Here is a 23791-nt window from a genome sequence, read left to right as displayed (position 1 = left end):
GTCGCCGGCCTCAACGGCCCTCGTAGCGCGGCGCGCGCTTCTCGCGGAAAGCGCGCGTGCCCTCCTTGGCGTCTTCCGAGCCGATGACCGGCCACCCCAGGTCGTCGGAGACCTTCAGTGCCTCCGGCTCGGAAAGCCCCAGCGTGTCCCGGTAAGTGCGCAGGATCGCCTGGACCGCCAGCGGGCCGGAGGCGGCCACGTCGTCGGCCAGCTCACGGGCCGCCGCCAGCGCCTGTCCGTCCGGGACCACGCGGTTGACCAGCCCCATCGACAGGGCCTCGGCCGCCGTGACCGCGCGGCCCGTCAGCAGCAGGTCCATGGCGTGGCAGTACGGGATCTGCCGGGGCAGCCGGACGGCGCTGCCACCCATGGGGAACAGCGCGCGCTTGGCCTCGAACAACCCCAGCGTGGCCGACTCCGCCACCACCCGCAGATCCGTGCCCACCAGCAGCTCGGTCCCGCCGGCCACCGCGTAGCCCTCCACCGCGCTGATGATCGGCTTGGTGGGCAGGTCTTCCCGCAGCAGGCCCTTCCAGTGGAAGTTGGGGATCTGCGCGGCCCTGGCCTGGACCTCGGGGTCCGCCGACGGCTGTCCCATGGCCTTGAGGTCGGCGCCCGCGCAGAACGTGCCCTCCGCGCCCGTCAGAATCGCCACCCGGATCCCGGGCTCCGCCGACGCGTACGCCCACGCCGAGGCCAAGCCGATCAGCATGTCCGAGGAGAGCGCGTTGCGGGCCTCCGGCCGGTTCATGGTGACGATGAGGACGTGGCCGTCGCGTTCCACCCGGCAGTGGGGGGTGCTGATCGGCAGAAGCTCCACGGATGCCTCCGAAGTCTCTAATCAAGCGCTTGCTACGCACTTCGGCCCCAGGATACGCTCCCACCAGCGAACGAGAACAGGTTCCTGTTTTTGCCGGCGCCGCCATAAGTAGGGAGCGCATATGGGCACGCTCGGTTTCTGGAGGCTCGCGCAGGCGGATCCCGAGTGGATCGCGGCCGTGGATCCCGACGGCACGGAGCATCGCGCGGGCGATCTCCTGGCCCGATCGAACCGCCTCGTCCACGGCCTGCGCGACCTCGGGCTCAAGCCCGGCGACGGCATCTGCGGCCTGGTGCCCAACGGCGCCGACGGCCTGGTGCTCTACCTGGCCGCGATGCAGGCAGGCTGGTACTACACGCCGGTCAACTGGCACCTCACCGGCTCGGAGATCGCCTACATCGTCTCCGACAGCGAGGCCAAGGCGTTCTTCGTCCATCCCCGCTTCGCCGCGACCGGGGCCGAGGGCGCGCAGGCCATCGAGCCGGATCGCCGCTTCCTGCTCGGAGAAGGGCCGGGATTCCGGGCGGCGAGTGAGCTGACCGACGGACAGCCCGACAGTGCGCCTGCCGATCGCACCGCCGGCGCCACCATGCACTACACGTCGGGCACCACCGGCAAGCCCAAAGGCGTCAAGCGCCCGCTGAGCGGCCTGGACCCGGACGACTCCGCCGAGCTCATGACGTTCTTGCTCGGCTTGTTCGGCATCACGCCGGGCCGGCCCAACGCCCACCTGGTCACCTCGCCCTGCTACCACACCGCCGTGACCCAGTTCGGCGGCACGGCCCTGCACATGGGGCACACGCTGGTCTACATGGACAAGTGGGACGCCGAGGAGCTGCTGCGCCTCTGCGAGCGGCATCGCGTCACCAACTCCCACCTGGTCCCGACGCATTTCAAGCGGCTGCTCGCGCTGCCCGAGCCGACCCGCAAGCAGTACGACCTGTCCTCGCTCACGTGGATGATCCACGCGGCCGCCCCCTGTCCGATCCCCGTGAAATGGGCGATGTTGGACTGGTGGGGAGACTGCGTCTACGAGTACTACGCGGCCACCGAGGGCGGCGGCACCCTGGCCACGCCCGGGGACTGGAAGACGCATCCGGGCACGGTCGGCAAGGCCTGGCCCATCAGCGAGCTGCTCATCGTGGACGAGCAGGGCGAGCCGGTGCCCACCGGCGCCACGGGCACGATCTACATGAAGATGATGGGCGCCTCGTTCGAGTACAAAGGCGACCCCGCCAAGACGGCCGCGAACCGGCTCAAGGACTTCTTCACCGTCGGCGACATCGGATACCTGGACGAGGACGGCTTCCTCTATCTCTGCGACCGCAAGGCCGACATGATCATCTCTGGCGGCGCGAACATCTACCCGGCCGAGATCGAGAACGAGCTCATGATCCACCCGAAGGTGGCGGACGTGGCCGTGTTCGGCATCCCCGACGAGGAGTGGGGCGAGCAGATCAAGGCCGTGGTCGAGCCGGCGGCGGGTGTCGAGCCGGGCCCGGAGCTGGCCGCGGAGCTCCTGGCCTCGCTGGAGGGCCGGTTGGCCCGGATGAAGTGGCCCAAGAGCATCGACTTCATCGCCGAGATGCCCCGCGAGCCGAACGGCAAGCTGCTCAAACGCAAACTCCGCGCCCCTTACTGGGAAGGACACGACCGTGCCATCTGATCCGCTGGCCGCTCAGCACGTCCTGGAGTTCCCCGGCGGTTACACCCGTTCGACCGGGCCGGTGGTCGGCCGGTTCCTGAGCGAGCTGCGCGCCGGCCGCATCGTGGGGACGCGTACGGCGGAGGGCCGGGTGCTGGTGCCGCCCCTCGAGTACGACCCCGCCACCGGCGAGCCGGTCACCGGCGAGTACGTCGAGGTCGGCCCGGCCGGCACGGTCACCACGTGGTCGTGGGTGCATGAGCCCCTCGACGGTCATCCGCTGGACCGGCCCTTCGCCTGGGCGCTGATCAAGCTCGACGGCGCCGACACGGCGCTGGTGCACGCGGTGTGTCCCGAGCACATCAAGGCGATGAAGACCGGGATGCGGGTCTGGCCCGTGTGGCGTGACCAGCCCACCGGGCACATCACCGACATCGCGCACTTCGTCCCCGAGGTCACGCAGATCGTCTCCCCGGTGCGTGCCGAGTATCGTCTCCAGGCAGGCGGCGCGCTCCGCGTCTTCCTCGAGGGCATCGAGCGGGGTGTCTTCCTCGGCGGTCGCTGCGACCACTGCGCCAAGGTGTACGTCCCCTACCGCGCGGCCTGCCCGGAATGCGGCAACGCCATCCCCGACACGCTCGAGCTCCCCGACACCGGCACGATCACCACGTTCGCCATCAACAACCTGCCCGACCCGCGGGCCCCTGAAGTGCCCTTCGTGTCGGCGTACATCCTGCTCGACGGGGCCGACATCCCCATCATCGCCCTGACCGGCGACGTGCCCGCGCACGAGGTGCGCCAGGGCATGCGGGTCAAGGCCGTGTGGGTGCCCGAGAGCGAGCGCACGGCGTCCATGGCGAACATCCGCTGGTTCGCCCCCACCGGCGAGCCCGACGTGGAGTTGTCATGAGAGAGGTCGCGATCGTCGCGTTCGCCCAGACGCGGCACACCCCCCACGACACCGGCCTGACCGAGCCCGAGCTGATCCTGCCCGTGATCAAGGAGGTCAAGCGGCGCACCGGGCTGGAGCGGTTCGGCTTCACCTGCTCGGGCAGCTGCGACTATCTCGCGGGCGCGCCGTTCTCGTTCGTGTCGGCGCTCGACGCGCTGGGCGCCTGGCCGCCCATCTCGGAGAGCCACGTGGAGATGGACGGAGCCTGGGCGCTGTACGAGGCATGGGCGCGCCTCCAGCACGGCGACGTCGACTCGGCCCTGGTCTACGGGTTCGGCAAGTCGTCGCTCGGTGACCTGCGTACGATCATGACGCTCCAGCTCGACCCCTACTACCTGGCTCCGCTGGGCCTCGACCAGCTCTCCTACGCCGCACTCCAGGCCGCCGCCGTCGACGCGGACCGGAAGGAACTGGACGAGATCGTGCGCCGCAGCCGGGCCGGCGGCCGCGCCAACCCGTACGCGCTGGACCTGCCCGAGCCGGAGGACGAAGGCTTCGCCGTCCAGCCGCTGAGACAGACGGACGTGCCGCCGATCACGGACGGCGCGGCCGCGATCGTGCTCGCGACCGGCGACCTGGCCCGTGAGCTGTCCGCCAGTCCGGCCTACATCAGGGGCATCGCGCATCGGATCGAGCCTCACTACCTGGGCCTGCGCGACCTGGCCCGGTCGGCCTCCGCGGCCGATGCCGCGCGTGCCGCCGGAGTCGGCAAGGGGCCTGTCGAGGTGGCCGAGCTGCACGCCCAGTTCCCGCACGAGGAGATCATCCTGCGCGAGGCGCTGGAGCTGACCGGCGACACGGTGATCAACCCGTCCGGCGGGCCGCTGGCCGCGAACCCCGTCATGGCCACCGGGCTCATCCGGATCGGCGAGGCGGCGCAACGCATCCTCGACGGCCATGCCCGCCGCACCGTCGCCCACGCCGCCGGCGGGCCGTGCCTGCAGCACAATCTCGTCACCGTCATGGAGGCCTGATGGGTAATCGTTGCGCGGTCATCGGCGTGGGTCAGACGTACTACACGACCAGGCGCAGGGACGTGTCGATCGCCGGGCTGGTGCGCGAGGCGGCGCTGCGGGCGCTGGAGGATGCCGGGCTGACGTTCAAGGACATCGACGCCGTGGTCATCGGCAAGGCGCCGGACCTGTTCGAGGGCGTCATGATGCCGGAGGCGTACCTGGCCGACGCGCTCGGCGCGGCCGGCAAGCCGATGATGCGGGTGCACACCGCGGGCAGCGTCGGCGGCTCCACCGCGCTGGTCGGCGCCAGCCTCGTCCAGGGCGGCGTGCACGACCGGGTGCTGGTCGTGGCGTTCGAGAAGCAGTCGGAGTCCAACGCCACCTGGGCCCTGTCCACGCACCTGCCGTTCAGCTCGTCGCTGGTGGTGGGCGCGGGCGGCTACTTCGCGCCGCACATCCGCGAGTACATGCGCAGGTCCGGCGCCCCTGATCACATCGGCACGCTGGTAGCGGTCAAGGACCGGATCAACGCGCTCAAGAACCCGTACGCGCACCTCAAGATCCCCGGCATCGACCAGAAGATGGTCGAGTCCACGCCCATGCTCTGGGAGCCGATCCGCTACCTGGAGACCTGCCCGTCCAGCGACGGCGCCTGCGCCATGGTCCTGTCGTCGGAGTCCGCGGTCACCGGCACCCCGGCCTGGGTGCACGGCACCGCCATGCGCTCCGAGCCGATCTTCCGGGCGGACCGTGACACGGTCAACCCGCAGGGGGGCAAGGACTGCGCCGCCGACGTCTACCGCCAGGCCGGCATCGCCGACCCGCGGCGGCAGATCGACGTGGCCGAGACGTACGTGCCGTTCTCCTGGTACGAGCCGATGTGGCTGGAGAACCTGGGGTTCGCGGCGGAGGGGGAGGGATGGAAGCTCACCGAGTCGGGCGCGACCGCGCTCGACGGTGACATTCCGTGGAACGCCTCGGGCGGGGTGCTGTCCAGCAACCCGATCGGGGCCTCGGGGCTGATCAGGTTCGCCGAGGCTGCGCTGCAGGTGCGCGGGATGGCCGGCGAACACCAGGTGGACGGCGCCCGCACGGCGCTCGGTCACGCCTATGGCGGGGGAGCCCAGTTCTTCGCGATGTGGATCGTCGGACGGGAGAAGCCCTAATGGAGTTCAACCATGCGGACCTGTACGAGGGGTTAGCGGACGCGATCGGGGACCGGACCGCCGTCATCTGCGGTGATGATCGCCGCACCTACGCAGAGCTGGACACCGAGGCCAACCGGCTCGCCCACTACCTCATGGATCTGGGCATTCAGCCGGGCCAGCACGTCGGCATCCAGCTCTACAACGGCATCCCGTACATCGCCGGCATGCTGGCCGCGCTGAAGATCCGGGCGGTGCCGATCAACGTCAACTTCCGGTACGTCGAGGCCGAGCTGCTCTACCTGTACCGGGACTCCGACATCCGGGCGCTGATCTACGACGTCGAGTTCGACGCGCGGGTGGCCGCCGTCGCCGCCGAGGCACCACTGCTGCAGCACCTGATCTCGGTGGGCGGCGAGTCGGCGATCGGCTCCGCGGTGCCGTACGAGACCGCGCTGGAGCAGGGCAAGCCCGAGCGGGGCTTCCCGCCGCGCTCCGGGCAGGACGTGTACATCATCTACACCGGCGGCACCACCGGCATGCCCAAAGGCGCGATGTGGCACGTCGAGGACTTGTTCATGGGCTTCGGCGGCGGCAACCCGTACGGCGAGCCGCGCGCCACCCCGCAGGAGGTGATCGACGCCGCGGTCGCGTCAGGTCCCTTGCTGATGTTCCCCGTTGCGCCGCTGATGCACGGCGCCGCGCAGATGGCCACGTTCATCACGTGGTGGATGGGCGGGAGCGTCGCGTACATCCGCAAGTTCGACGGCGCCGAGGTGTGGCGGACGGTCGAGCGCGAGCGCGTGAACACCATCAACATCACCGGTGACGCCATGGCCAGGCCCATGGCCGAGGCGCTGGCGCAGGGCTCCTACGACGTCTCGTCGCTGATCGTGATCAGCTCAACCGGCGCCATCCTGTCCGGCGCGGTCCGCGATCGGCTGCAGGAGCTGCTCCCGAACGTCATGATCCTGGACAACTTCGGCTCGACCGAGTCCGGCTACACGGCGTCGGGCACGGCCGGGTCGTCGCCGGAGACGGGCCTGCGCTACCAGCCGAACTCCGTGGTCAACCTGGCCGTCCTCGACGAGAAGGGCCGGCCTGTCGAGCCCGGGTCCGGGCAGCTCGGGACGGTGGCGCGGTCGGGGCGGGTCGCGTTCGGCTACTACAACGACCCGGACAAGACCGCCCGCACGTTCGTCACCGACGAGCAGGGCGCGCGCTGGTTGCTGACCGGAGACCTGGCGACCGTCGACACCGACGGGACCGTGAACGTCTTCGGCCGGGGCTCGCAGTGCATCAACACCGGCGGTGAGAAGGTGTTCCCCGAAGAGGTCGAAGCCGTGCTCAAGGGGCATTCTGCGGTGTTCGACGCGGTGGTGACCGGGGTACCGGACGAGCGCTGGGGGAACAAGGTGGCGGCCGTGATCGAGCCGCGGCCCGGTGTCGAGGTCACGGCCGAGGAACTGGACGCGCACTGCAGGAAGCTGCTGTCGGGGTACAAGGTGCCGCGAACGTACGCGTTCGTCGAGAAGATGGTGCGCTCGCCGGCCGGCAAGGCCGATTACCGGTGGGCGCGGGAGACGGTGCAGGCCATCACGTCCTGAGGGCGCGCAGGTCGTCCTCGACCTGCCGCGCCTCCTCACCCTTGCCTGCCTTCTCCAGGAGCGTCAGCCTGCTGCGCAGCACATCGCGCAGCAGGTCCGCCAGGCCCTCGTCGCGCTCGCCGGCGAGCAGCTCACGCAGCAGCCCCGCCGCGACCCGGAGCGCGGCGTCGGCCGCGTCGTCCCTGCCCAGCTCCTGCTGGCACAGGCCGAGCCGGGCGTGCGCGACGGCCCTGGAGAGCACGTCGCGCGTCACCTGCGTGCCCCGGTGGAAGACCAGACCGGCCTCCAGCGGACGGCCCGCCTCCATGAGGGCGTCGCCCAGCATGAGCATCCCCCTGGACAGCAGCCCGGACAGCGGCGGGTTGCCCGGCGCGTACCTCTCCAGCGCCGCCACCGCCTCGCGGAGCGGCCGCACCGCGTCCGCGGCCAGGTCGCGCATCCGCAGGGCGGCGGCCAGCGTGAGGCTGGCTCCTGCCCGGCTGGTGTGCAGCGCCTCGGCGTTCATGCCCGTGGTCATCAGGTCGTCGTAGATCGCGATGGCCTCGCGGGCCCTGGCCTCGGCCTCGGTGCCGCCGTCCAGCCGCAGCAGCGGCAGCAGCTCCGAGCTCTGGGCCAGGGAGTCGGCCAGGATCGCCCGGTACGTGAGATCGTCCGGCGACCGTCTGGCCAGGGGGATCAGCTGCTCCACGAGGGCGTTGGCCTCGGTCAGCTCGCCCAGCATCATGTGGCACCTGGCCAGCCGCTGGAGGGCGAGCGCGTGCTTGACCGTGCCCGCCTCGTGTCCGGTCGTGGCGGTCCTGGCGTACTCGGCGGCCTCCTCCGCGCGGCCGCCGGCCAGCAGATCGTCGGCGATCATCGCGGCGACCTCGGCGGTGGCCGACCGGTGCGAGAGCCGCGTGTAGATCTGCAGCGCCTCCACCAGGTGCGCCAGCGCCTCGTGCGTCCGTCCCGAGGCCCGCAGCACCCGGCCCCGTACCACGATGGCCTGGGCGCGCACGTGCGGCAGCTCCTCCCCCCGCTCGGTTGCCCGTTCCAGCTCGGCCAGCGACCAGGTGACCGCCTCCAGCGCGGCGTGCGGGCGGTCCAGGGCGGCCAGGCTGTCGCCCAGCTGGGCGTAGACGGCGGCGGCGACGGCCGGGTCGTCCAGCTCGTCGCACAGGTCCGCGGCCCGTTCGCAGTGGGCCAGGGCCTCCACCGGGCGGCCGCGCTCGAGCAGCTCGGCCGCGTACCGGGCGAGGGTGGAGGCCAGCTCCCTGACGTGCTCCGCGTCGTCGAGCAGTGCGATCGCCTGCTCGGCGGCGGCCAGATCGGTGCGGTCGAGCCTGGCCAGGGCGGCGAGCGCCAGTCCCAGCCGGCCGCGGTATGCGCTGGAGAGGGCGGTCAGATGCCGGCGCACGCGGACGGCCAGCCTGGCGGCCTGAATGGCGCTCTCGGTGTCGTTCGCCTGCGCGGCGGCGGTGCTGAGGCGGGACAGGCAGCGGGCGTGCCTGTCGTGCAGGTCGGCGTCGGCGCTCAGCGGCACCTCGCGTTCGAGCGCCTCGGTGAAGGTCGTGAGCGGCGGCAGCAGCACGGCCAGATCCGCGCCGTCCGGCAGATCGCCCATGTAGGCGGTGAGCTCGTCGATCAGGGTCCTGAGCACGCCGGCCTCCGGGAGCGGGCGCGTCTGCAGGATCCGGGCGTACATGACGATCCCGGCGGCCGGGCCTTCCTCGCGGGCCCGCAGCTTGGCCAGGCGTACCAGGGCCGACAGGTGCACCTCCGCCAGATCGGCGGGCGGGGGACCGTGCTCGGCCATCAAGGCGGTGCCCTCGGCCAGCTTGGTCCTGGCGGCGTCCTCGTCGTGCAGCTCGGCCAGGCACAGGCCGCTCAGCTCCAGGCAGGCGGCGCTCACCAGCCGATCGCCGCTCGACGGCTCCCGCGTGAGGACGTCGAGGGCCCGGGTCGCCGACTTGAGCGCGCCGCCCACGTCCTGCCGGGTGAAGCGGATGCCGCCCTGGAGCAGCAGGGCCCCGGCGAGGGCCAGGGGGGATTCGATGCCTTCGGACACGAGCGCGGCGTACAGCCTGACCAGCCGATCCGCCGACGCCTCCGCGTCCGCCGCGCAGGCGGCGTGGGACAGCGCGACGGTCTCCAGGATGAGCAGCTCGGCCAGCTCCTTCCCCGACGCCGGGCTCGCCCCGGCCTGCCCGTGGGACTCGATGGCGGTGAGCAGGTGGGGTACGGCCTCCGTGTGCCGCCCGAGGCCCACGAGCGTGCGCCCGAGCGCCGCCGCCACCTGGCCGACCGCCATCGCGTGCGGCCGATCCTGTCCCGCGTGCCGCTGGAGCAGCTCGGCCGCCCGCATTGCGAGCGCGAGCCCGTCCGCCGCCCGGCCCGCGTCCGACCAGGCGCGGGCCAGCATGGCTTGGGCGGACAGGTACGCGTGGATCTCCTCGAGCTTCGACTCGCCGGCGCCTTCGACGGACTCGCGGCGCTCGGCCACCAGCTGCTCAGCCCGTGCCACGGCCTCGTCGGGCCGGGAGGTGACCAGCGCCAGCATCCAGTGCCGCGCGCCGCCCGGTGCCGGGACCGCTCCCATGCGGCCCAGCCGGGCTCGTACCTCGGCGAGATGGCGCCGGTAGCCGTCGTCGTCCGCGCTCAGGACGTCGTACAGCTCGGCTGCGATCTCGAGCTGCGCCAGGGCGTCCGCGGAGCGTCCCAGCTCGTCCAGGCACAGGCCGAGCAGCCGCCTGGCCCTGGCCTGCGGGTGGCGCCCGTCCGCCACACCCATGGCCTCGTGCAGCGGGTCGAGCGCCTCCTCGGGGCGGTCGTCCAGCAGCAGGAGCTCGCCCAGGTCGAGCAGCTGCCCGGCCAGCGCGGGGCGATGTTCGCCGGGATCGAGCACGACGAGCGCACGCAGGTTGCGCGCGGCCTCGGCGGCGGCCCGCGCGGCGGCGTCCAGGTCGTCCAGAGCGCCGTGCAGCCGGGACAGCATGCCGGCCGCCGTGGCCAGCAGGAACCGCAGCCCGGGCTCCTCGGCCGCCAGGCCGCGCAGCCGCGCCACCGCCTCGGCGGCAGGGACGAGGGCGTCGGTGGTCCTGCCGCGGTCGTGGAGCCAGGCCGCGAGCAGGTGGAGGCGGTGGGCCAGATCGCGGTCCGTGGGAGCGGCGGTCCTGACGGCCGCCGTGGCGGCGATGGTGAGGCAGGCGGCCAGCTCCGCAAGCGCGGCGGTGGGCGGCCCGTCCTCGAGACCCTCGAACGGCGCCAGCGGCGCGGCGGTGATGAGCTCCTCGAGCGGGGGCATCGGCTCGGCGGCGGACAGGACGCCTGCCACGTTCGCCGCGACCTCGGGATCGCCGCCTGCCGCAGAGAACGCCTGGACGGCCTCGTCCGTCCTCCCGACTCCCAGCAGCGCACACGCCAGGTTGTAGTGCGCCCGCGCGGCTCGCCCCGCATACCGGGGCTCGTGCTCCTCTTCGGCGAGGATGCGGAACCTGGCCGCCGCCTCTTGGACGGGCTTGAGCGCACTGCCGGGCTCGCCCGCGAGCAACAGGCACGCGCCCAGGTTGTCCAGAGCCTCCGCCTGCGCGCCCGCCGCCTCGTACGGGGGAGCGGCGGCGAAGATGTCGACGGCCTCGGCGGCCGCCACGACCGCCTCACCCACCCGGCCCGCGGCCGCCAGCCGTTCTGACAAGACCGACAGCGCACCGGCCAGCGCGATGGGCCCGCCCTCCACCCGCAGGTGCCGCACGGCCAGCTCACCGATCGTCACGTGGAGGGCCCGCAGCCCCAGCCGCACGTCCCGCCGTACCGGGAGACCGGCCGCGCGAGCTCCGGCCCGCGCGATCTCCCGATCGCCGGCGAACAGCCCCAGCGCCGCATGGAGCGCGTCCCCCAGCCGCGTCCCCGACGCCGCCGCGGCCTCCGCCACCATGCTGTCGATCCTGGCCGTCACCAGCTCCCGCAGTGCCGACCTGACCCGCGCCGAGCCCGCCGACAGCCGGAGGGCGTCGAGCATGCGCACGAGGTGCCGCGCTGTACGGCCCTCGTGATCGTGCAAGGCGAGCACGAGCCGGTCCAGGTCCTGCGTCTCGGCCAGAAGCCGCTCCGCCAGCACATCCGGCCCCAGCGGCCGGCCGTCGTCGAAGATCCGGCCGAGCCACTGCACCGCGGCGCCGATGTGGAGACCCGGCACGGCGGTCAGCAGGCCGGGCAACTCGGCGGGTGCCGGGGCGGTCAGCGTGACCACCGCCACGGCGTGCCGTGCCGGCAGGTCGTTCACCCGCTCACCCGGCCATACGTGCGCCCACTGCTCGAATTCGCGCTCCAAGAGCCGGTCCACCAGCCCGCCCGCCTCGACGTTGCCGTGAGCGCCGTCCCGCAGACGCGTCAGGGCGGCCAGGTGGACATGGAGCGGCAGACCGAAGTCGGGGTCGTCGAGAGGAGGCGGCCAGGGAAGGGCTGCCCTGCTGGGCGCGAACGCCTTCATGGCCGCGTGCGCGTGCTCGGTCCGTTCGTCCAGGGTGAGCGGACGGGCGTTGAGCTGGACGGTCGCGGTGTTGAGCCGCCGCAGCCAGCCGCCCGCGGCCGTGTCGAGCCGCCGCCACCATTCGGGCTCGCCCGGCTCACGGACCAGCAGCAGGATCCGTACGGGCGGATTGTGCTCGTGCTTGGCCAGCCGCCGCACCAGCTCTCCGACCAGCGGCGAGGACGGCTCGGGGTGGTCGACCACCAGCAGGGTCGGGCGCAGCACGTCCAACGTCACGGCCCGGCCCTCCGCCTCATCGGACAGGGCGGCGCAGACGGAGCCCAGCGGCAGGAACCCGGCGTCCCACCCCGCCCGCGCGAGCACCTCGCACAGCTCGCCCGCCAACCTGGTCCGCCCCGTGCCGGGGCGCCCGCTCAGCACGGCGATCGACAGTGCCCCAGGCTCCTCGGCCCACTCCCGTAACCGGGCCAGCTCCTCCGCCCTGCCCAGGAACGGCACCACCGCGTGCCGCGGCATCAGCAGTCTCCAGTCCGGGCAGTCAGGCGGCAGGTCCTCGCGGGCGGGCGAGAGCAGATCAGGCAGGAGCACCGACGGATCGCCCTCGGCCACGGTTTCGAGCCGTCCGGGCGGCACGTTCGCCAGCTCGCGGAAGCGTTCGTCACTCAGCAACGCGGTCACCGGGATGACGTCGAGGCGCCGCTGGGCGTACCCGTCGCGGCCGGTGACGATCACGCCGATGACCTGCGCGGCCGGCTCGGCCAGCAGGGCGGCGCCCGACATGCCCTCCCAGAGGGAGATCGGCAGGGAATCCAGCACGCCGGCCGCCAGCGCCTTGGACACCGCGCCCGCAGGCGGGTCCACCAGACCCGACAACGTTTGCGCGGCACCCTCGCCGTCCCTGGGAAAGCCTCTGGCCACGCAGCGCAGCCTGTACGGTCCCTGACCGACCCGGGCCCAGCGCACGTGCTCGATGCCCGGCACCCCACGCCAGGGTGCTTCGTCGGACGAGGCGCCGGTCACCCGCAGCAGCACGGCCCCGGTGCCGCCGCGCCCCCGCCAGACCTCCTCGGCGCGGACCCACCGCGGCGACCACGCCGCGCGCACCCGGCACGGCGCCTCGGGATCGACGAGGTCGCCGGAGGTGAGCACGAGATCGGCGCCGATGGCATAGCCCGAACCGGTCACGCCGACGAGGTCATCGTGACCGGAATAAACCTCGACGGCCCGCTCGAGCCCGAGGCGGTGCGGTGGCGTGTCCATGGGGTCCGCCTATAGGCCTACTTGGTGCGTCCGGACGTGCCGTCCCCTCGATCAGCGTTTGATCTCACTATCGCACTATGGGCGAGAAATTTCCTGGCTTGTCACGCCTTCTCGGTGGTGAGCCAGGCCGCCAGCCCGAGGTACACGAGCCCGCTGCCCACATCGAGCCGCCGCCGTGCGCGGGCCGAGCGGCGTACCCTATCGGCGAGCGCCGAGGCGAGCATCGCGTACGTGCCGTCGGAGGCCATGCCGAGGACGATCCACAGCAGCCCGAGCAGCAGCATCTGCGGTCCGACCGGGCCGACGTCCGGCTTGACGAACTGCGGCAGGAACGCCAGGAAGAAGATCGCCGTCTTGGGGTTGAGCACGTTCACCACGAACCCCTCCCAGAACAGCCGCTGCTTCGACTGCACCCGCAGCTCGATCGCCTGCTCACCCTCGGACCGCCGCACCAGCTTGCGTACGCCGAGCCAGACCAGGTAAGCGACGCCGACGTACTTGACCACGGTGAACGCCGTGGCGGAGGCGGCCAGCAGCGCGCTGATGCCCAGCGCCGCCGCGGCCACGTGCACGACCGAGCCCGCGTGCACGCCCAGCACGGAGATCATGCCTGCCGCGCGGCCTTGGGAGACGCTCCGGGTGACGATGTACAGGACCGCCGGCCCGGGCACCACGAGCAGACCGAGCGTGACCACACTGAAGAGGGCGAGTGTCGAAATATCCGGCATGAAGCCATCGTAGGAGCGGCGTCAAAGCCTTTCTTTCAGCGCCTCCCGTAGGGCCTCCAGCAGCGCACCGGTGGCCGGCGGGTGGGGCGGGTCGCCGTAGACGGCGGCGTACACGTGCCTGGTCGAACCCGGCACCTCCGCCACCTCCACGTCGGGATGCCGGTGGGCGCGCAACGCCAACCCAGGCAGCATCGTCAGCCCGAGCCCCGCCGCCACCAGCGCCTGCACGGCCACGATGTCGTCGCTGGTGAACGAGATCCGCGGCTCGAACCCCGCCTTCTCGCAGATGTCCAGCAGGTGGCTGCGGCACCGGTCGCAGCCCGCGATCCAGGACGCCTCGGTGTGCCCGGCCAGCTCTCCGTCCGTGGGCGCGCGGGACACCAGGTAGCTGGGGTCGTCGAGGAGATGGATCATGGTGATGCCGCTGTCCTCGGGCGCGGTGTCGTCGTACCTGAACACCACCGCCACGTCCACCCGCCCCGCCCGCAGCAGCCTGAGCGCCTCCGGGGGCTCGGTCTCGGTGAGGTGCAGGCGCAGGCCGGGATGCGCCTCGCCCAGCACCGTCGCCGCCTTCGGGACGAAGGTGCCGAGCGCCGAGGGGAAGGCGGCCAGCCGCACGCGGCCGGACCGCAGCCCCACGTGCGCGGCCAGTTCCTCGGCGGTGGCGTCGAGCCGGCCGATGATCTCAGCGGCCCGTTCGGCGAGCAGCCTGCCCGCGTCCGTGAGCCTGATGCCGCGGCCCGCGCGCTGGATGAGCCGGGCGCCGGTCTCGGCCTCCAGCCGGGCGAGGTGGTGGCTGACGGACGGCTGCGAGTAGTGCAGCTCCTTGGCGGCCGCGGTCAGCGAGCCCTTGCGGGCGACCGCGAGGAGGACACGGAGACGGACGACATCCAGCATTCATCAATCGTATCTATGGCTCGCCCATAAGACTTCTGTTGGACCTATCGGTCGCGGCGTAGGACCGTAGAAGGGGAAGGATGATTATCCTCATTCCCTAGGGGGACACCATGAATATGCGCGCCACCACTCTGGCCAGACCGGGCCTCGAGCCGCTCGTGACCGGCATCTCTGACATCGTGGCCCGGCGGCTCGGGCCACGCCGCACCGCGTACACCGTCGCCGACCTGCTCCGCGACCGCCTGCCCCGCCTCGACATTCTCACGCCGCAGGAGCGCGAAGGCTCGCCCGACGGGTACGTCTCCCGCCCGCTCCACGCCCAGGAGGACTTCTCCATCGTGTCGGTGGTGTGGCGCCCCGGCCAGGAGACGGTGATCCACGACCACGTGGCGTGGTGCACGTTCGGCATCATCAGCGGCATCGAGCACGAGACCCTCTACCGGGACATGGGCGACCATCTGCTGGAGATCGGGCGCAACGACAACCGGCCTGGGGAGGTCAGCGGGTTCGCCCCGCCCGGGGACATCCACATGGTCCGCAACACCAGCGGTGAGGTGGGGGTGTCCATCCACGTGTACGGGGCCGACGTGAGCCGGCTCGGCAGCAGCGTCCGCCGCGTCTACGACCTGCCGGTGAGGTAATCGGCCAGCGCCTTGGGGCGCGCCAGCATGGGGGCGTGCCCGCCGTCGATCTCGTCCGGCGTGATGCCGAGCCGGTCGCGGACGACACCGCGCATGAATTCAGGCGTGAAGAACCGATCGTCGCGGCACAACAGGAACCTGGTCGGCACGTCCGGCCACGCCTCCAGCGGCCACGGCTCCCCGTACGCCATGCCCACGTGCTCGCGCTCTCTCCTGACCGCTTCCTCCGCCAGCTCCCTGGGCACGTCGTGCAGGAACAACCCGATCGGGTCGCTGATGTCCTTGTGTCCGAATCCGGTGTTGCCCCACCAGTCGCTCGGCGGTTCGCCCGGCACCGGGATCATGGCCGTGACCAGTACCAGGAGGTCGGCAGCCAGGCGGTCGCAGACGAGCGGGCCGACGAACCCGCCCCACGAATGTGCCACCACGACGAGGTCCTGCCGCTCCCCGACGGCGTCCACCACGGCATCGGCATAGTCCCACAGCCCGGCGGACTCATCGTCGATCGGCAGGTCCACCGCCACGACCTGGTGTCCCCGCCCGCGTAGTTCCTCCGCCACCAGATGCCATTCCCAGGCGGACCCGCCGCCACCGTGAATCAGCGCGAACGTCGCCATCGCTTCACCTTCCGCCGATGAGTTCCTGAGCTCCGGTAGGTCCATCCAAACGTAGGAGCCCGGCTTAGGAGATGCCATGGAACCGACCACGAAACTGGATGCCCGTTTCAGCGATCCGAACGCCACCGCCACGTCCTGGGGGCAGGCCCGCGACCAGCTGGAAAAGGCGGAGACGTACTGGCTGACCACCGTACGCGCCGACGGCCGCCCGCACGTCACCACGCTGCTGGCCGTCTGGCAGGACGACGCGATCTACTTCTGCACCGGCGCCGAGGAGCAGAAGGCCAGAAACCTGGAGTCCAACCGCAACTGCGCGCTCACGACCGGCGCCAGCGCCCTGCACGAAGGGCTCGACCTGGTGGTCGAGGGCGCCGCCGAGCGCGTCACCGACCCCGGCAAGCTCAAGGGCCTCGCCACCGCCTGGGAGGCGAAGTACGGCAGCGCGTGGCACTTCGACGTGGGGGACGGCGTGTTCACCCACCCGCAGGGCGGGGAGGCGCTGGTGTTCGAAGTGCGGCCGGTCAAGGTGCTGGGCTTCGGCAAGGGCGAATACAGCCAGACCAGCTGGCGCTTCCCTAGATAGAAAAGAAAGTTGCGCGCATGAAGCTCTGCCGCACCCTCACTGTGGCGGGCACGGCGACGGCCTCGCAACTCGCCGACCAGGTGGACGAGACTGTCTCCCTGGTCAGCTACCACTTGCGCAAGCTGGCCGCCCATGGCGTCATCGAGGAGGCGCAGGCGGGCAGCGGGGACGCCCGGGAGCGGTGGTGGCGGCCGGCCGCCGCCGGCCTCTCCACCAGGGACGAGGACTTCCGCGACGCCCCGGAGCGAGCCGCCGCCCATTCCGCCGTGAGTCGCATGCACGCCCGCCAGCAGCACGAGCTGTACGAGAGCTATCTCGACACCCAGCCGACGTGGGACGACGCCTGGCGCAACGCGGCCTTACGCACCCGCCTGGGCTGGGCCCTGGTGGAAACGGGCCTCCGCGTGCTCCACCGCCGCGCCGCGCATCACTGATCCACCTGGAGTTGGTGCCGCATCGCCACCGCGTCCCGTATGGCCCAGTGCTCGACGATCCTTTCGTCCCGCACCCGGATCATGTCCATTCCCCGCACCTCGTAGCGCCGCCCCGACGCGGTGTGCGTACCCCGGCTGAGGTAGACATTCGCCGACAAATCATCCGTCGCGACGTTCTGCTCGACGACGACGGACACGTCATGGAACCCGCTCCCTCCGGAGAGCACCTGCTCCCACTTCTCCCGCCACGCGTCGATCCCGTAGTGGTCGCCGTCCGCGCCGCCCCGATGGTCGATCACCTCGGGATCGACGAGCGCCAATGCCTCCTCCATGCGGCCGCTCGCGATCATCTCGGGGTAGAGCTCGACGATCCGCCGATGCACCTCGCCGGCTGTCATCACCAACATCCGCCTCTCTAAGTGGGGAAGTCCCCATTTATGGAGATGTCGCTACACTAACCGGGGAGTTCCCCAATTAGCAAGGAGGCGAATGTGGCAACGCGCCCCCGCCGCGCGGACGCGCAACGCAACCACGATCTGCTGCTGGCCGCGGCCGCTCAGGTCTTCGCCGAGCGCGGCACCGACGCTCCTCTCGACGAGGTGGCCCGTCGGGCCGGGGTCGGCAACGCCACCATGTACCGACATTTCCCGACCCGATCAGACCTCCTGGTAGCTGTCTACGCCGATGAGGTCGCGCGGCTGTGCGCACGTGGCCAGACCCTCCTGGGCGCCGAGTCCCCTGCAGACGCGCTCCACGAGTGGCTCCGCCTGTTCATGGCGCACATCACCGCCAAACGCGACCTGGCCCTGGCCGCCACCGACGGCCAGGGCACTGACCTGGTCGCGGAGTGGCACCAATCCATGCTCACCACCGCCTCCGCACTGCTGGACGCGGCCAAGCAGACGCATGCCGTTCGTGCCGACCTCGACGTACGGGACCTGCTGGCCCTCATCAAGGGCATCGCTCTCACCGCGGCGGACGCGGCTCAGGCGGAACGGCTCCTCACTCTCATCGACTGGCGAAGCGGAACATCTGCTCACCCACCGCCAGCGGCCGGGGCCGGCCAGTGAAACGATGAACGCCCACGCCGAAGCCTGTGTCCGGATCCGACACCCATTCCCGCTCGAAACCGAGCTCTTCGAACCAGGCGCATATCACCGGAACCAGGTCAGGCGCACGGCGATTGCGGGTCCAGATCACCGCGCCGCCGCTGGCGCACAGCTGTGGGGAGAATCCAACGGCGCGCTTGATGTCGTCATCGGCGATGTTGCCGAAGATGCCGCACAACATCACGATGTCCGCCGGGGCCATGCCGTGATACTGGTCGGTGAGCGTCGCGTCGCCCGTCACCACGTCGACCTGATCCAGCCCGGCGGCCTCGGCCGCGGATCGCGCGGCCGCGGTGTTACCGGGATCCAGCTCCACAAGACGCGCTCGCACGTCACCACGGCGTGGATGCTGCGCCAGCACGGGGAGAAGGTCGCGACCCTGCCCCGCGCACAGGCTGATCACTTTCACCGGCCCCGGCGCCGCGGCATCCAACGCCTGCCGGACACGGCCCTGGACGACCCGCAGCCGCTGGGATAGGCGTGAGTCCGGGCGATCGTATTCGTCATGCCATTCCTGCCAGTCCATGAGACAGACTCTAGGGAACGATCAAGTCGAAGGGGGCACAGTGCTACGGCTGCTCACCCGGGTGTGGCGGTCTCTGGGCGGCCGCCTGCAATGGCGACTGGTGTGGCTGAAGCACGCCACGTTCATGGTCGGCGTCACGGGGGTCGTACGGGACGACGAAGGGCAGGTGCTGGTGCTCAAGCACCGGCTCTGGCCGGACGGCCGCCAATGGGGGTTCCCCACCGGGTATGCGAAGCGGTCGGAGACGTTCGAGCACACCGTCGAACGGGAGGTCTTCGAGGAGACCGGACTCACCGTGAAGGCAGGCCGGCTCATACGGCTGAAGAGCGGCTTCGCCCTCCGGGTGGAGGTGGCCTACGAGGCCGTGCTGACGGGCGGCACGCTCAAGCTCGACCCGCTGGAGATCCTTGAAGCGAAGTGGTGCCGGCCCGATCAGCTGCCGGAGGGAACACAGGGCTCCCACCGGCAGCTTCTCGAGTTCTGCTCACACCTCTGACGGCCGACTCAGATGCCCAGCACCGAGGGCAGGCTGAGCTCCTGGAGGAACAGGGCCTCCGTCGTGGCCACCTTGCGGAGCTCCTCCAGGTCCACCCGCTCGTTCGGCGCGTGGATGGCCGCGTCCTCGTCCTCGGCCCCGAACAGCAGGATCTCCGCCGCGGGGAACTGCCGCAGCAGCGTGTTGACCAGCGGGATCGAGCCACCCGCGCCCACGTCGCGCGGCGGCCGGCCGAAGGCGCGTTCCATCGCCCGGTTCAGGGCCGAACGGGCCTTGCCGCCCGAGTCGGCCTGGAAGCCCGAGCCCACCGTGAAGTCGCCGAACGCCACCTGCACACCCCACGGGGCCACCTGGCGCAGGAACTCCACCACCGCGTTCACGGTCGTCTTCGGGTCTCCGGCCGGGGGCACGCGCACCGTGACGCGGGCGCGTGCAGCCGGCTGCACGGCGTTCACGGCGCCGGACACCGTCGGCACGTCCAGGCCGGTGACGGTGATCGCGTAGGAGGACCAGAGCCGGTCCGCCAACGACCCCGAGCCCACCAGCGACACGCCGTCCACAACGCCTGCCGTCTTCCTGAACTCTTCCTCCGACGGCCCCTGCCCGAGGAACGACCCGCGCGGCAGTCCGGGCACGCGGATGTCGCCGTTGTCGTCGTGCAGCGCGGTCAGCATGCGCATCAGGGCGGCCAGCGCGTCAGGAGCGGCGCCGCCGAAGGAGCCGCTGTGCACGGCCTCCCTCAGGGTGCGGACCTCGATGGTGAACGCGGCCATGCCCCGGAGCGAGGTGGTGACGGCCGGGTCGCCGACGCGCGGGTTGCCGGTGTCGGCCACCACGATGGCGTCGGCCCGCAGCAGGTCGGGGTTGCGCTCGGCGAACGCCTCCAGACGCTCGCCCGCGTACTCCTCCTGGCCCTCGATGATGACCTTGATGCCCACGGGGAACCGGCCCTGGAAAACACGCAGGGCGGTGACGTGGGAAATGATGCCCGACTTGTCGTCCGCGCAGCCGCGGCCGTAGAGGCGGCCGTCGATCAGGGTCGGCTCGAAGGGCGGCGTGCGCCAGGCGGCCGGGTCGCCGGCGGGCTGCACGTCGTAGTGCGCGTACAGCAGGACCGTCGGCGTGCCGGGAGGCGCGGGCGCCTCGCCGTAGATCGCCGGGAAGCTGCCCTCGACGGCCACCTGCTGGACGTGCGGCAGGCCGACGGAACGCAGGAGCTCTTCCGTCGCCGCGGCGGCGGCGAGAACGGGCTCTTGCGGGTGCCCGGGGAAGGCCACGGAGGGGATGGCGGCCAGCCGCTTGAGCTCCTCGACGGCCTGGGGCATCGAGGCGGCGACGGCGCTCTCAATATGATCAGGAGTCACGGACGGGTCCCCCGGTAAACAAATCTGGACAGTTTGTCTCTCATTGGATCACACCAGGACCCCTGGGTGTGGGAACACGCGTGACCCCCGGGTCAATCTACATGCGGATTTCGTTGCTGTTACATAGTGGTTCTGCGGATCTCGACTTTCATCCACAATGGCGCGACCGATTCGCTTGGCAAACCGCAGGTGAACATGCAGACTGTGGGGAGTTCAGAGACGAGGGAAGATAGCCATGACGCAGCCGGAACACGACGTCCTGAAGGCCGCGCAAGACCACCTGTGGTTGCACTTCACCAGGCACAGCGCCTACGAGCAGTCCGAGATCCCCACCATCGTGCGCGGTGAGGGGTCGTACGTCTACGACATCCACGGCAAGCGCTACCTCGACGGCCTGGCCGGGCTCTTCGTGGTCCAGGTCGGCCACGGACGCCATGAGCTGGCCGAGGCCGCCGCCAAGCAGGCCCAGGAGCTCGCGTTCTTCCCGCTGTGGTCCTACGCCCACCCCAAGGCCGCCGAGCTGGCCCAGCGCCTGGCCGCCCTCGCTCCCGGCGAACTGAACCGCGTCTTCTTCACCACCGGCGGAGGCGAGGCCGTCGAGACCGCGTGGAAGCTGGCCAAGCAGTATTACAAGCTGATCGGCAAGCCGCTCAAGCACAAGGTCATCAGCCGCCAGATCGCCTACCACGGCACCCCGCAGGGCGCACTGTCGATCACCGGCATCCCGGCGTTCAAGCAGATGTTCGAGCCCCTCGTGCCCGGGTCCGTCCGCGTGCCCAACACCAACCACTACCGCGCCGACGAGATCACCGGCGTCAAGGGCATGACGCCCGAGGAGTACGGCATCTGGGCCGCCGACCGCGTGGCCCGCGCCATCGAGATGGAGGGCCCCGACACGGTGGCCGCCGTCTTCGCCGAGCCCGTGCAGAACGCCGGCGGCTGCTTCCCGCCGCCCCCCGGCTACTGGCAGCGCCTGCGCGAGATCTGCGACGAGTACGACGTGCTGCTGGTCTCCGACGAGGTCATCTGCGCCTTTGGCCGGCTGGGCACCATGTTCGGCGGCCAGAAGTTCGACTATGTGCCGGACATCATCACCTGCGCCAAGGGCATGACCAGCGGCTATTCGCCCATCGGCGCCATGATCGCGCACGATCGGCTGTTCGAGCCGTTCAAGAACGGCGACGAAATGTTCGCGCACGGCTACACCTTCGGCGGGCACCCCGTGTCCGCGGCCGTGGCCCTGGCCAACCTCGACATCTTCGAGCGCGAGGACCTGCTCGGGCACGTGACGAGGAACGAGCCGCTGTTCAAGCAGACCCTCGATGATCTGAGCGACCTGCCGATCGTCGGCGACGTGCGCGGCGCCGGTTACTTCTGGGGCATCGAGCTGGTCAAGGACAAGGCCACCAAGGAGACGTTCACCGCGGACGAGTCGGAGCGGCTCCTGCGCGGCTTCCTGTCGAAGGCCCTCTTCGACGCCGGGCTCTACTGTCGCGCCGACGACCGCGGCGACCCCGTCATCCAGCTCGCACCCCCGCTGGTCGCCGGCCCTGAGGAATTCAAGGAGATCGGCTCGGTCCTCCGCGGCGTGCTGACCGAGGCTTGGGCCCGGCTCTGATACCCCTCCATCCGGCACGACGGTGTGCCGGTTCCCGAAAGGAACCACTCCAATGAAGATCGGCGTCCCTGCCGAGGTCAAGAACCATGAGTACCGCGTCGCCGCCACGCCCGCGGGCGTTCACGAACTGGTGCGCAACGGCCACGACGTCCTCGTTCAGCGGGGCGCGGGCCTGGGCTCGCACATCACGGACGAGGAATACCTCGCCGCGGGCGCGAAGATCCTCGACGGCGCCGACGCCGTGTGGGGCGAGGCGGACATGGTGCTCAAGGTGAAGGAGCCGATCGCCGAGGAGTACCACCGGCTGCGTGAGGGGCTGGTGCTGTTCACCTACCTGCACCTGGCCGCCTCCCGCGCCTGCACGGACGCGCTGCTGAGCGCGAAGACGACCGGCATCGCGTACGAGACCGTCCAGGTCGGCAACGCGCTGCCGCTGCTCGCCCCGATGTCCGAGGTCGCCGGCCGCCTGGCGCCGCAGGTGGGGGCGTACAACCTGATGCGCTTCAACGGCGGCCGCGGCGTCCTGCCGGGCGGCGTGCCGGGCGTGGCCCCGGCGAAGGTGGTCGTGATCGGCGGCGGGGTCTCCGGGCTGAACGCGGCGCAGATCGCCGTCGGCATGGGCGCCGAGGTCACCGTCCTCGACACCAACATCGACCGCCTGCGTTACATCGACGCCATCTACCAGGGCCGGCTCAAGACCCTGGTCTCCACGCGGTACGCGATCGAGCAGGAGGTCCTGCAGGCCGACCTGGTCATCGGCGCGGTGCTGATCCCCGGCGCGAAGGCCCCGACGCTGGTCTCCAACGACCTGGTCGCGCGGATGAAGCCGGGCTCGGTGCTCGTCGACATCGCCATCGACCAGGGCGGCTGCTTCGAGGACTCGCGCCCGACCACGCACGCCGAGCCGACGTACAAGGTGCACGAGTCGGTCTTCTACTGCGTGGCCAACATGCCGGGCTCGGTGGCCAACACCTCCACGTACGCCCTGACCAACGCGACCCTCCCGTACGCGGTCAAGCTGGCCAACCAGGGCTGGCGCGACGCGGTCAAGGCCGACACCGGCCTCGCTGGCGGTCTCAACACGCACGCCGGCCTGCTGACGAACCAGCCGGTCGCCGAGGCCCTCGGCCTGCCCTTCACCCCGGTCGCCGAGGTCGTCTAGTCCTCTGGGCGGTACGTTGTGCCCCGCACGATCTCGTCGGGCGTCAGCTGCTCCCTGGCCGTCGTCACCGCCCACCGGTGGCCGAAGGGGTCGCGCAGCACGCCGTAGCGCTCACCCCAGAACACCTCCCGCACCGGCTGCTCCACCTCGGCCCCGGCGTCAATAGCCTGCTCGGCCACCGCGTCGGGGTCCGCCACCTCCAGCAGGATCAGCACCGGGCTGCCGCCCAGCGTCGGCGGCGCCAGCGCGCCCAGGCCCGGCGTCTCCTCGCTCACCAGCAGCCGCCCGGCCCCGAGCTGCAGCTCCACGAAGAGGATCGTTCCGTCCGGCAGCGTGTTGCGGAACACCTCCACCGCGCCCAGGCCCTCGCGGTAGAAAGTGATCGCCGCTTGCGCGTCGCGCACGAACAGGTGCGGGCACAGCCCCTGCGGCCGTAGCGATGTCATGCGATCAATCCTGCCTCACGCGCCGCGCCGACCACGCGGGCCATCAGCTCGGCCTCGGCTCGCGCGGCCCGCTCGCCCTCCGGTGTCAGCTTGTAATAGCGCCGCCTGGCGTCGTGCGGCGCCGCGGGGTCGGCGACGTCGGACTCCTCGACCAGGCCGTCGGCCACCAGGCGGCTGATCGTCCGGTAGAGCGTGCCAGGACCCAGCCGGACCGCACCGCCGCTGACCTCCTCGACGAACCGCATCACCGCGTAGCCGTGCCCCGCGCCGCTGGCCAGGGCGAGCAGCACGTGGAACCCGGCCGCGGTGAGCATGAT

At 71.1% G+C, this 23791-nt stretch carries 22 protein-coding genes; 12 read left to right on the top strand and 10 right to left on the bottom strand.

Annotated elements, in window-relative coordinates; all coding sequences use genetic code 11:
* Positions 1-10: 10 nt before the first annotated feature.
* A complete protein-coding gene (locus tag Q9G87_RS26605; RefSeq protein WP_305919196.1) occupies positions 11-820 on the bottom strand; it encodes a crotonase/enoyl-CoA hydratase family protein in 810 nt (269 codons plus the stop codon).
* Between the two features lie 121 nt (positions 821-941).
* Between Q9G87_RS26605 and Q9G87_RS26600 the strand changes: the two genes are divergently transcribed.
* From Q9G87_RS26600 to Q9G87_RS26580, 5 genes are read left to right on the top strand one after another with little or no spacing between them, the layout of a single operon-like run.
* The gene (locus tag Q9G87_RS26600; protein ID WP_305919195.1) at positions 942-2486 is read left to right on the top strand and encodes an acyl-CoA synthetase; all 1545 of its coding nucleotides are present in this window, start codon (positions 942-944) and stop codon (positions 2484-2486) included.
* Positions 2476-3375: a Zn-ribbon domain-containing OB-fold protein gene (locus tag Q9G87_RS26595; protein WP_305919194.1), complete on the top strand. Its 900-nt coding sequence runs from the start codon at positions 2476-2478 to the stop codon at positions 3373-3375. Before Q9G87_RS26600 ends, Q9G87_RS26595 begins: the two co-directional genes overlap by 11 nt.
* Positions 3372-4391: a thiolase domain-containing protein gene (locus tag Q9G87_RS26590; protein WP_305919193.1), complete on the top strand. Its 1020-nt coding sequence runs from the start codon at positions 3372-3374 to the stop codon at positions 4389-4391. Before Q9G87_RS26595 ends, Q9G87_RS26590 begins: the two co-directional genes overlap by 4 nt.
* Complete coding sequence (locus tag Q9G87_RS26585) at positions 4391-5539, top strand: thiolase domain-containing protein (RefSeq protein WP_305919192.1); 1149 nt, start codon at positions 4391-4393, stop codon at positions 5537-5539. The genes Q9G87_RS26590 and Q9G87_RS26585 overlap by 1 nt, the downstream gene beginning before the upstream one ends.
* Positions 5539-7125 carry an acyl-CoA synthetase gene (locus Q9G87_RS26580; RefSeq protein WP_305919191.1) on the top strand — a complete coding sequence of 529 codons (1587 nt, stop codon included), beginning with the start codon at positions 5539-5541 and terminating at the stop codon, positions 7123-7125. Before Q9G87_RS26585 ends, Q9G87_RS26580 begins: the two co-directional genes overlap by 1 nt.
* On the opposite strand, the gene Q9G87_RS26575 is transcribed toward Q9G87_RS26580, so the two are convergent.
* The 3 genes from Q9G87_RS26575 to Q9G87_RS26565 form a co-directional block, all read right to left on the bottom strand.
* Positions 7115-12853: a hypothetical protein gene (locus Q9G87_RS26575; protein ID WP_305919190.1), complete on the bottom strand. Its 5739-nt coding sequence runs from the start codon at positions 12851-12853 to the stop codon at positions 7115-7117. The two genes, Q9G87_RS26580 and Q9G87_RS26575, sit on opposite strands and share 11 nt — an antisense overlap.
* A gap of 101 nt (positions 12854-12954) precedes the next feature.
* Positions 12955-13581 carry a LysE family translocator gene (locus Q9G87_RS26570; RefSeq protein WP_305919189.1) on the bottom strand — a complete coding sequence of 209 codons (627 nt, stop codon included), beginning with the start codon at positions 13579-13581 and terminating at the stop codon, positions 12955-12957.
* Between the two features lie 21 nt (positions 13582-13602).
* Positions 13603-14478 (bottom strand): LysR family transcriptional regulator, encoded by an 876-nt coding sequence (locus tag Q9G87_RS26565; protein WP_305919188.1) that lies wholly within the window; start codon positions 14476-14478, stop codon positions 13603-13605.
* Positions 14479-14588: 110 nt separating this feature from the next.
* Here Q9G87_RS26565 and Q9G87_RS26560 point away from each other — a divergent pair, with 110 nt between their 5' ends.
* Positions 14589-15119 (top strand): cysteine dioxygenase family protein, encoded by a 531-nt coding sequence (locus Q9G87_RS26560; protein WP_305919187.1) that lies wholly within the window; start codon positions 14589-14591, stop codon positions 15117-15119.
* On the opposite strand, the gene Q9G87_RS26555 is transcribed toward Q9G87_RS26560, so the two are convergent.
* The gene (locus tag Q9G87_RS26555) at positions 15098-15736 is read right to left on the bottom strand and encodes an alpha/beta fold hydrolase (protein WP_305919186.1); all 639 of its coding nucleotides are present in this window, start codon (positions 15734-15736) and stop codon (positions 15098-15100) included. The two genes, Q9G87_RS26560 and Q9G87_RS26555, sit on opposite strands and share 22 nt — an antisense overlap.
* Positions 15737-15812: 76 nt before the next feature.
* On the opposite strand from Q9G87_RS26555, the gene Q9G87_RS26550 reads away from it, so the two are divergent.
* Together Q9G87_RS26550 and Q9G87_RS26545 are read left to right on the top strand one after the other, a co-directional pair.
* On the top strand, positions 15813-16319 hold the full coding sequence (locus tag Q9G87_RS26550; protein ID WP_305919185.1) for a pyridoxamine 5'-phosphate oxidase family protein: 507 nt from the start codon (positions 15813-15815) through the stop codon (positions 16317-16319).
* A gap of 17 nt (positions 16320-16336) precedes the next feature.
* Positions 16337-16753 (top strand): winged helix-turn-helix domain-containing protein, encoded by a 417-nt coding sequence (locus Q9G87_RS26545; protein ID WP_305919184.1) that lies wholly within the window; start codon positions 16337-16339, stop codon positions 16751-16753.
* On the opposite strand, the gene Q9G87_RS26540 is transcribed toward Q9G87_RS26545, so the two are convergent.
* Positions 16747-17151 carry an ester cyclase gene (locus tag Q9G87_RS26540; protein WP_305919183.1) on the bottom strand — a complete coding sequence of 135 codons (405 nt, stop codon included), beginning with the start codon at positions 17149-17151 and terminating at the stop codon, positions 16747-16749. The genes Q9G87_RS26545 and Q9G87_RS26540 overlap by 7 nt on opposite strands.
* A 93-nt stretch (positions 17152-17244) precedes the next feature.
* On the opposite strand from Q9G87_RS26540, the gene Q9G87_RS26535 reads away from it, so the two are divergent.
* Positions 17245-17823, top strand: a complete 579-nt coding sequence (locus tag Q9G87_RS26535; RefSeq protein ID WP_305919182.1) for a TetR/AcrR family transcriptional regulator — start codon at positions 17245-17247, stop codon at positions 17821-17823.
* Here the strand turns inward: Q9G87_RS26535 and Q9G87_RS26530 are convergent.
* Positions 17762-18388 (bottom strand): class I SAM-dependent methyltransferase family protein, encoded by a 627-nt coding sequence (locus Q9G87_RS26530; protein WP_305919181.1) that lies wholly within the window; start codon positions 18386-18388, stop codon positions 17762-17764. The genes Q9G87_RS26535 and Q9G87_RS26530 overlap by 62 nt on opposite strands.
* A 40-nt stretch (positions 18389-18428) precedes the next feature.
* Here Q9G87_RS26530 and Q9G87_RS26525 point away from each other — a divergent pair, with 40 nt between their 5' ends.
* Positions 18429-18884 (top strand): NUDIX domain-containing protein, encoded by a 456-nt coding sequence (locus tag Q9G87_RS26525; protein WP_305919180.1) that lies wholly within the window; start codon positions 18429-18431, stop codon positions 18882-18884.
* 8 nt (positions 18885-18892) lie between these two features.
* Here Q9G87_RS26525 and Q9G87_RS26520 read toward each other — a convergent pair whose 3' ends face one another.
* Positions 18893-20248, bottom strand: a complete 1356-nt coding sequence (locus tag Q9G87_RS26520) for a M20/M25/M40 family metallo-hydrolase (RefSeq protein WP_305919179.1) — start codon at positions 20246-20248, stop codon at positions 18893-18895.
* 235 nt (positions 20249-20483) lie between these two features.
* On the opposite strand from Q9G87_RS26520, the gene Q9G87_RS26515 reads away from it, so the two are divergent.
* Together Q9G87_RS26515 and ald are read left to right on the top strand one after the other, a co-directional pair.
* Positions 20484-21866 carry an aspartate aminotransferase family protein gene (locus Q9G87_RS26515; protein ID WP_305919178.1) on the top strand — a complete coding sequence of 461 codons (1383 nt, stop codon included), beginning with the start codon at positions 20484-20486 and terminating at the stop codon, positions 21864-21866.
* Positions 21867-21918: 52 nt separating this feature from the next.
* Positions 21919-23028 (top strand): alanine dehydrogenase, encoded by a 1110-nt coding sequence (ald, locus tag Q9G87_RS26510; protein WP_305919177.1) that lies wholly within the window; start codon positions 21919-21921, stop codon positions 23026-23028.
* Here ald and Q9G87_RS26505 read toward each other — a convergent pair.
* Positions 23025-23474 (bottom strand): VOC family protein, encoded by a 450-nt coding sequence (locus tag Q9G87_RS26505; protein WP_305919176.1) that lies wholly within the window; start codon positions 23472-23474, stop codon positions 23025-23027. The genes ald and Q9G87_RS26505 overlap by 4 nt on opposite strands.
* On the bottom strand, positions 23471-23788 hold the full coding sequence (locus tag Q9G87_RS26500) for a PadR family transcriptional regulator (RefSeq protein WP_305919175.1): 318 nt from the start codon (positions 23786-23788) through the stop codon (positions 23471-23473). The genes Q9G87_RS26505 and Q9G87_RS26500 overlap by 4 nt, the downstream gene beginning before the upstream one ends.
* Between the last annotated feature and the right edge of the window lie 3 nt (positions 23789-23791).

It is taken from the genome of Nonomuraea turcica, from assembly GCF_030718205.1.
Taxonomy (GTDB): domain Bacteria; phylum Actinomycetota; class Actinomycetes; order Streptosporangiales; family Streptosporangiaceae; genus Nonomuraea.
This window is presented reverse-complemented; position numbering and strand designations above follow the sequence as displayed.

Bases quoted from the DNA above. Each gene is read 5' to 3' on its own strand.
- Q9G87_RS26590 (WP_305919193.1), top strand. From the start codon at position 3,372: ATGAGAGAGGTCGCGATCGTCGCGTTCGCCCAGACGCGGCACACCCCC.
- Q9G87_RS26585 (WP_305919192.1), top strand. From the start codon at position 4,391: ATGGGTAATCGTTGCGCGGTCATCGGCGTGGGTCAGACGTACTACACG.
- Q9G87_RS26560 (WP_305919187.1), top strand. From the start codon at position 14,589: ATGAATATGCGCGCCACCACTCTGGCCAGACCGGGCCTCGAGCCGCTC.
- Q9G87_RS26575 (WP_305919190.1), bottom strand. From the start codon at position 12,853: ATGGACACGCCACCGCACCGCCTCGGGCTCGAGCGGGCCGTCGAGGTT.
- Q9G87_RS26540 (WP_305919183.1), bottom strand. From the start codon at position 17,151: ATGACAGCCGGCGAGGTGCATCGGCGGATCGTCGAGCTCTACCCCGAG.
- ald (WP_305919177.1), top strand. From the start codon at position 21,919: ATGAAGATCGGCGTCCCTGCCGAGGTCAAGAACCATGAGTACCGCGTC.
- Q9G87_RS26500 (WP_305919175.1), bottom strand. From the start codon at position 23,788: ATGCTCACCGCGGCCGGGTTCCACGTGCTGCTCGCCCTGGCCAGCGGC.
- Q9G87_RS26580 (WP_305919191.1), top strand. From the start codon at position 5,539: ATGGAGTTCAACCATGCGGACCTGTACGAGGGGTTAGCGGACGCGATC.
- Q9G87_RS26515 (WP_305919178.1), top strand. From the start codon at position 20,484: ATGACGCAGCCGGAACACGACGTCCTGAAGGCCGCGCAAGACCACCTG.
- Q9G87_RS26545 (WP_305919184.1), top strand. From the start codon at position 16,337: ATGAAGCTCTGCCGCACCCTCACTGTGGCGGGCACGGCGACGGCCTCG.
- Q9G87_RS26570 (WP_305919189.1), bottom strand. From the start codon at position 13,581: ATGCCGGATATTTCGACACTCGCCCTCTTCAGTGTGGTCACGCTCGGT.
- Q9G87_RS26565 (WP_305919188.1), bottom strand. From the start codon at position 14,478: ATGCTGGATGTCGTCCGTCTCCGTGTCCTCCTCGCGGTCGCCCGCAAG.
- Q9G87_RS26505 (WP_305919176.1), bottom strand. From the start codon at position 23,474: ATGACATCGCTACGGCCGCAGGGGCTGTGCCCGCACCTGTTCGTGCGC.
- Q9G87_RS26600 (WP_305919195.1), top strand. From the start codon at position 942: ATGGGCACGCTCGGTTTCTGGAGGCTCGCGCAGGCGGATCCCGAGTGG.
- Q9G87_RS26550 (WP_305919185.1), top strand. From the start codon at position 15,813: ATGGAACCGACCACGAAACTGGATGCCCGTTTCAGCGATCCGAACGCC.
- Q9G87_RS26555 (WP_305919186.1), bottom strand. From the start codon at position 15,736: ATGGCGACGTTCGCGCTGATTCACGGTGGCGGCGGGTCCGCCTGGGAA.
- Q9G87_RS26530 (WP_305919181.1), bottom strand. From the start codon at position 18,388: ATGGACTGGCAGGAATGGCATGACGAATACGATCGCCCGGACTCACGC.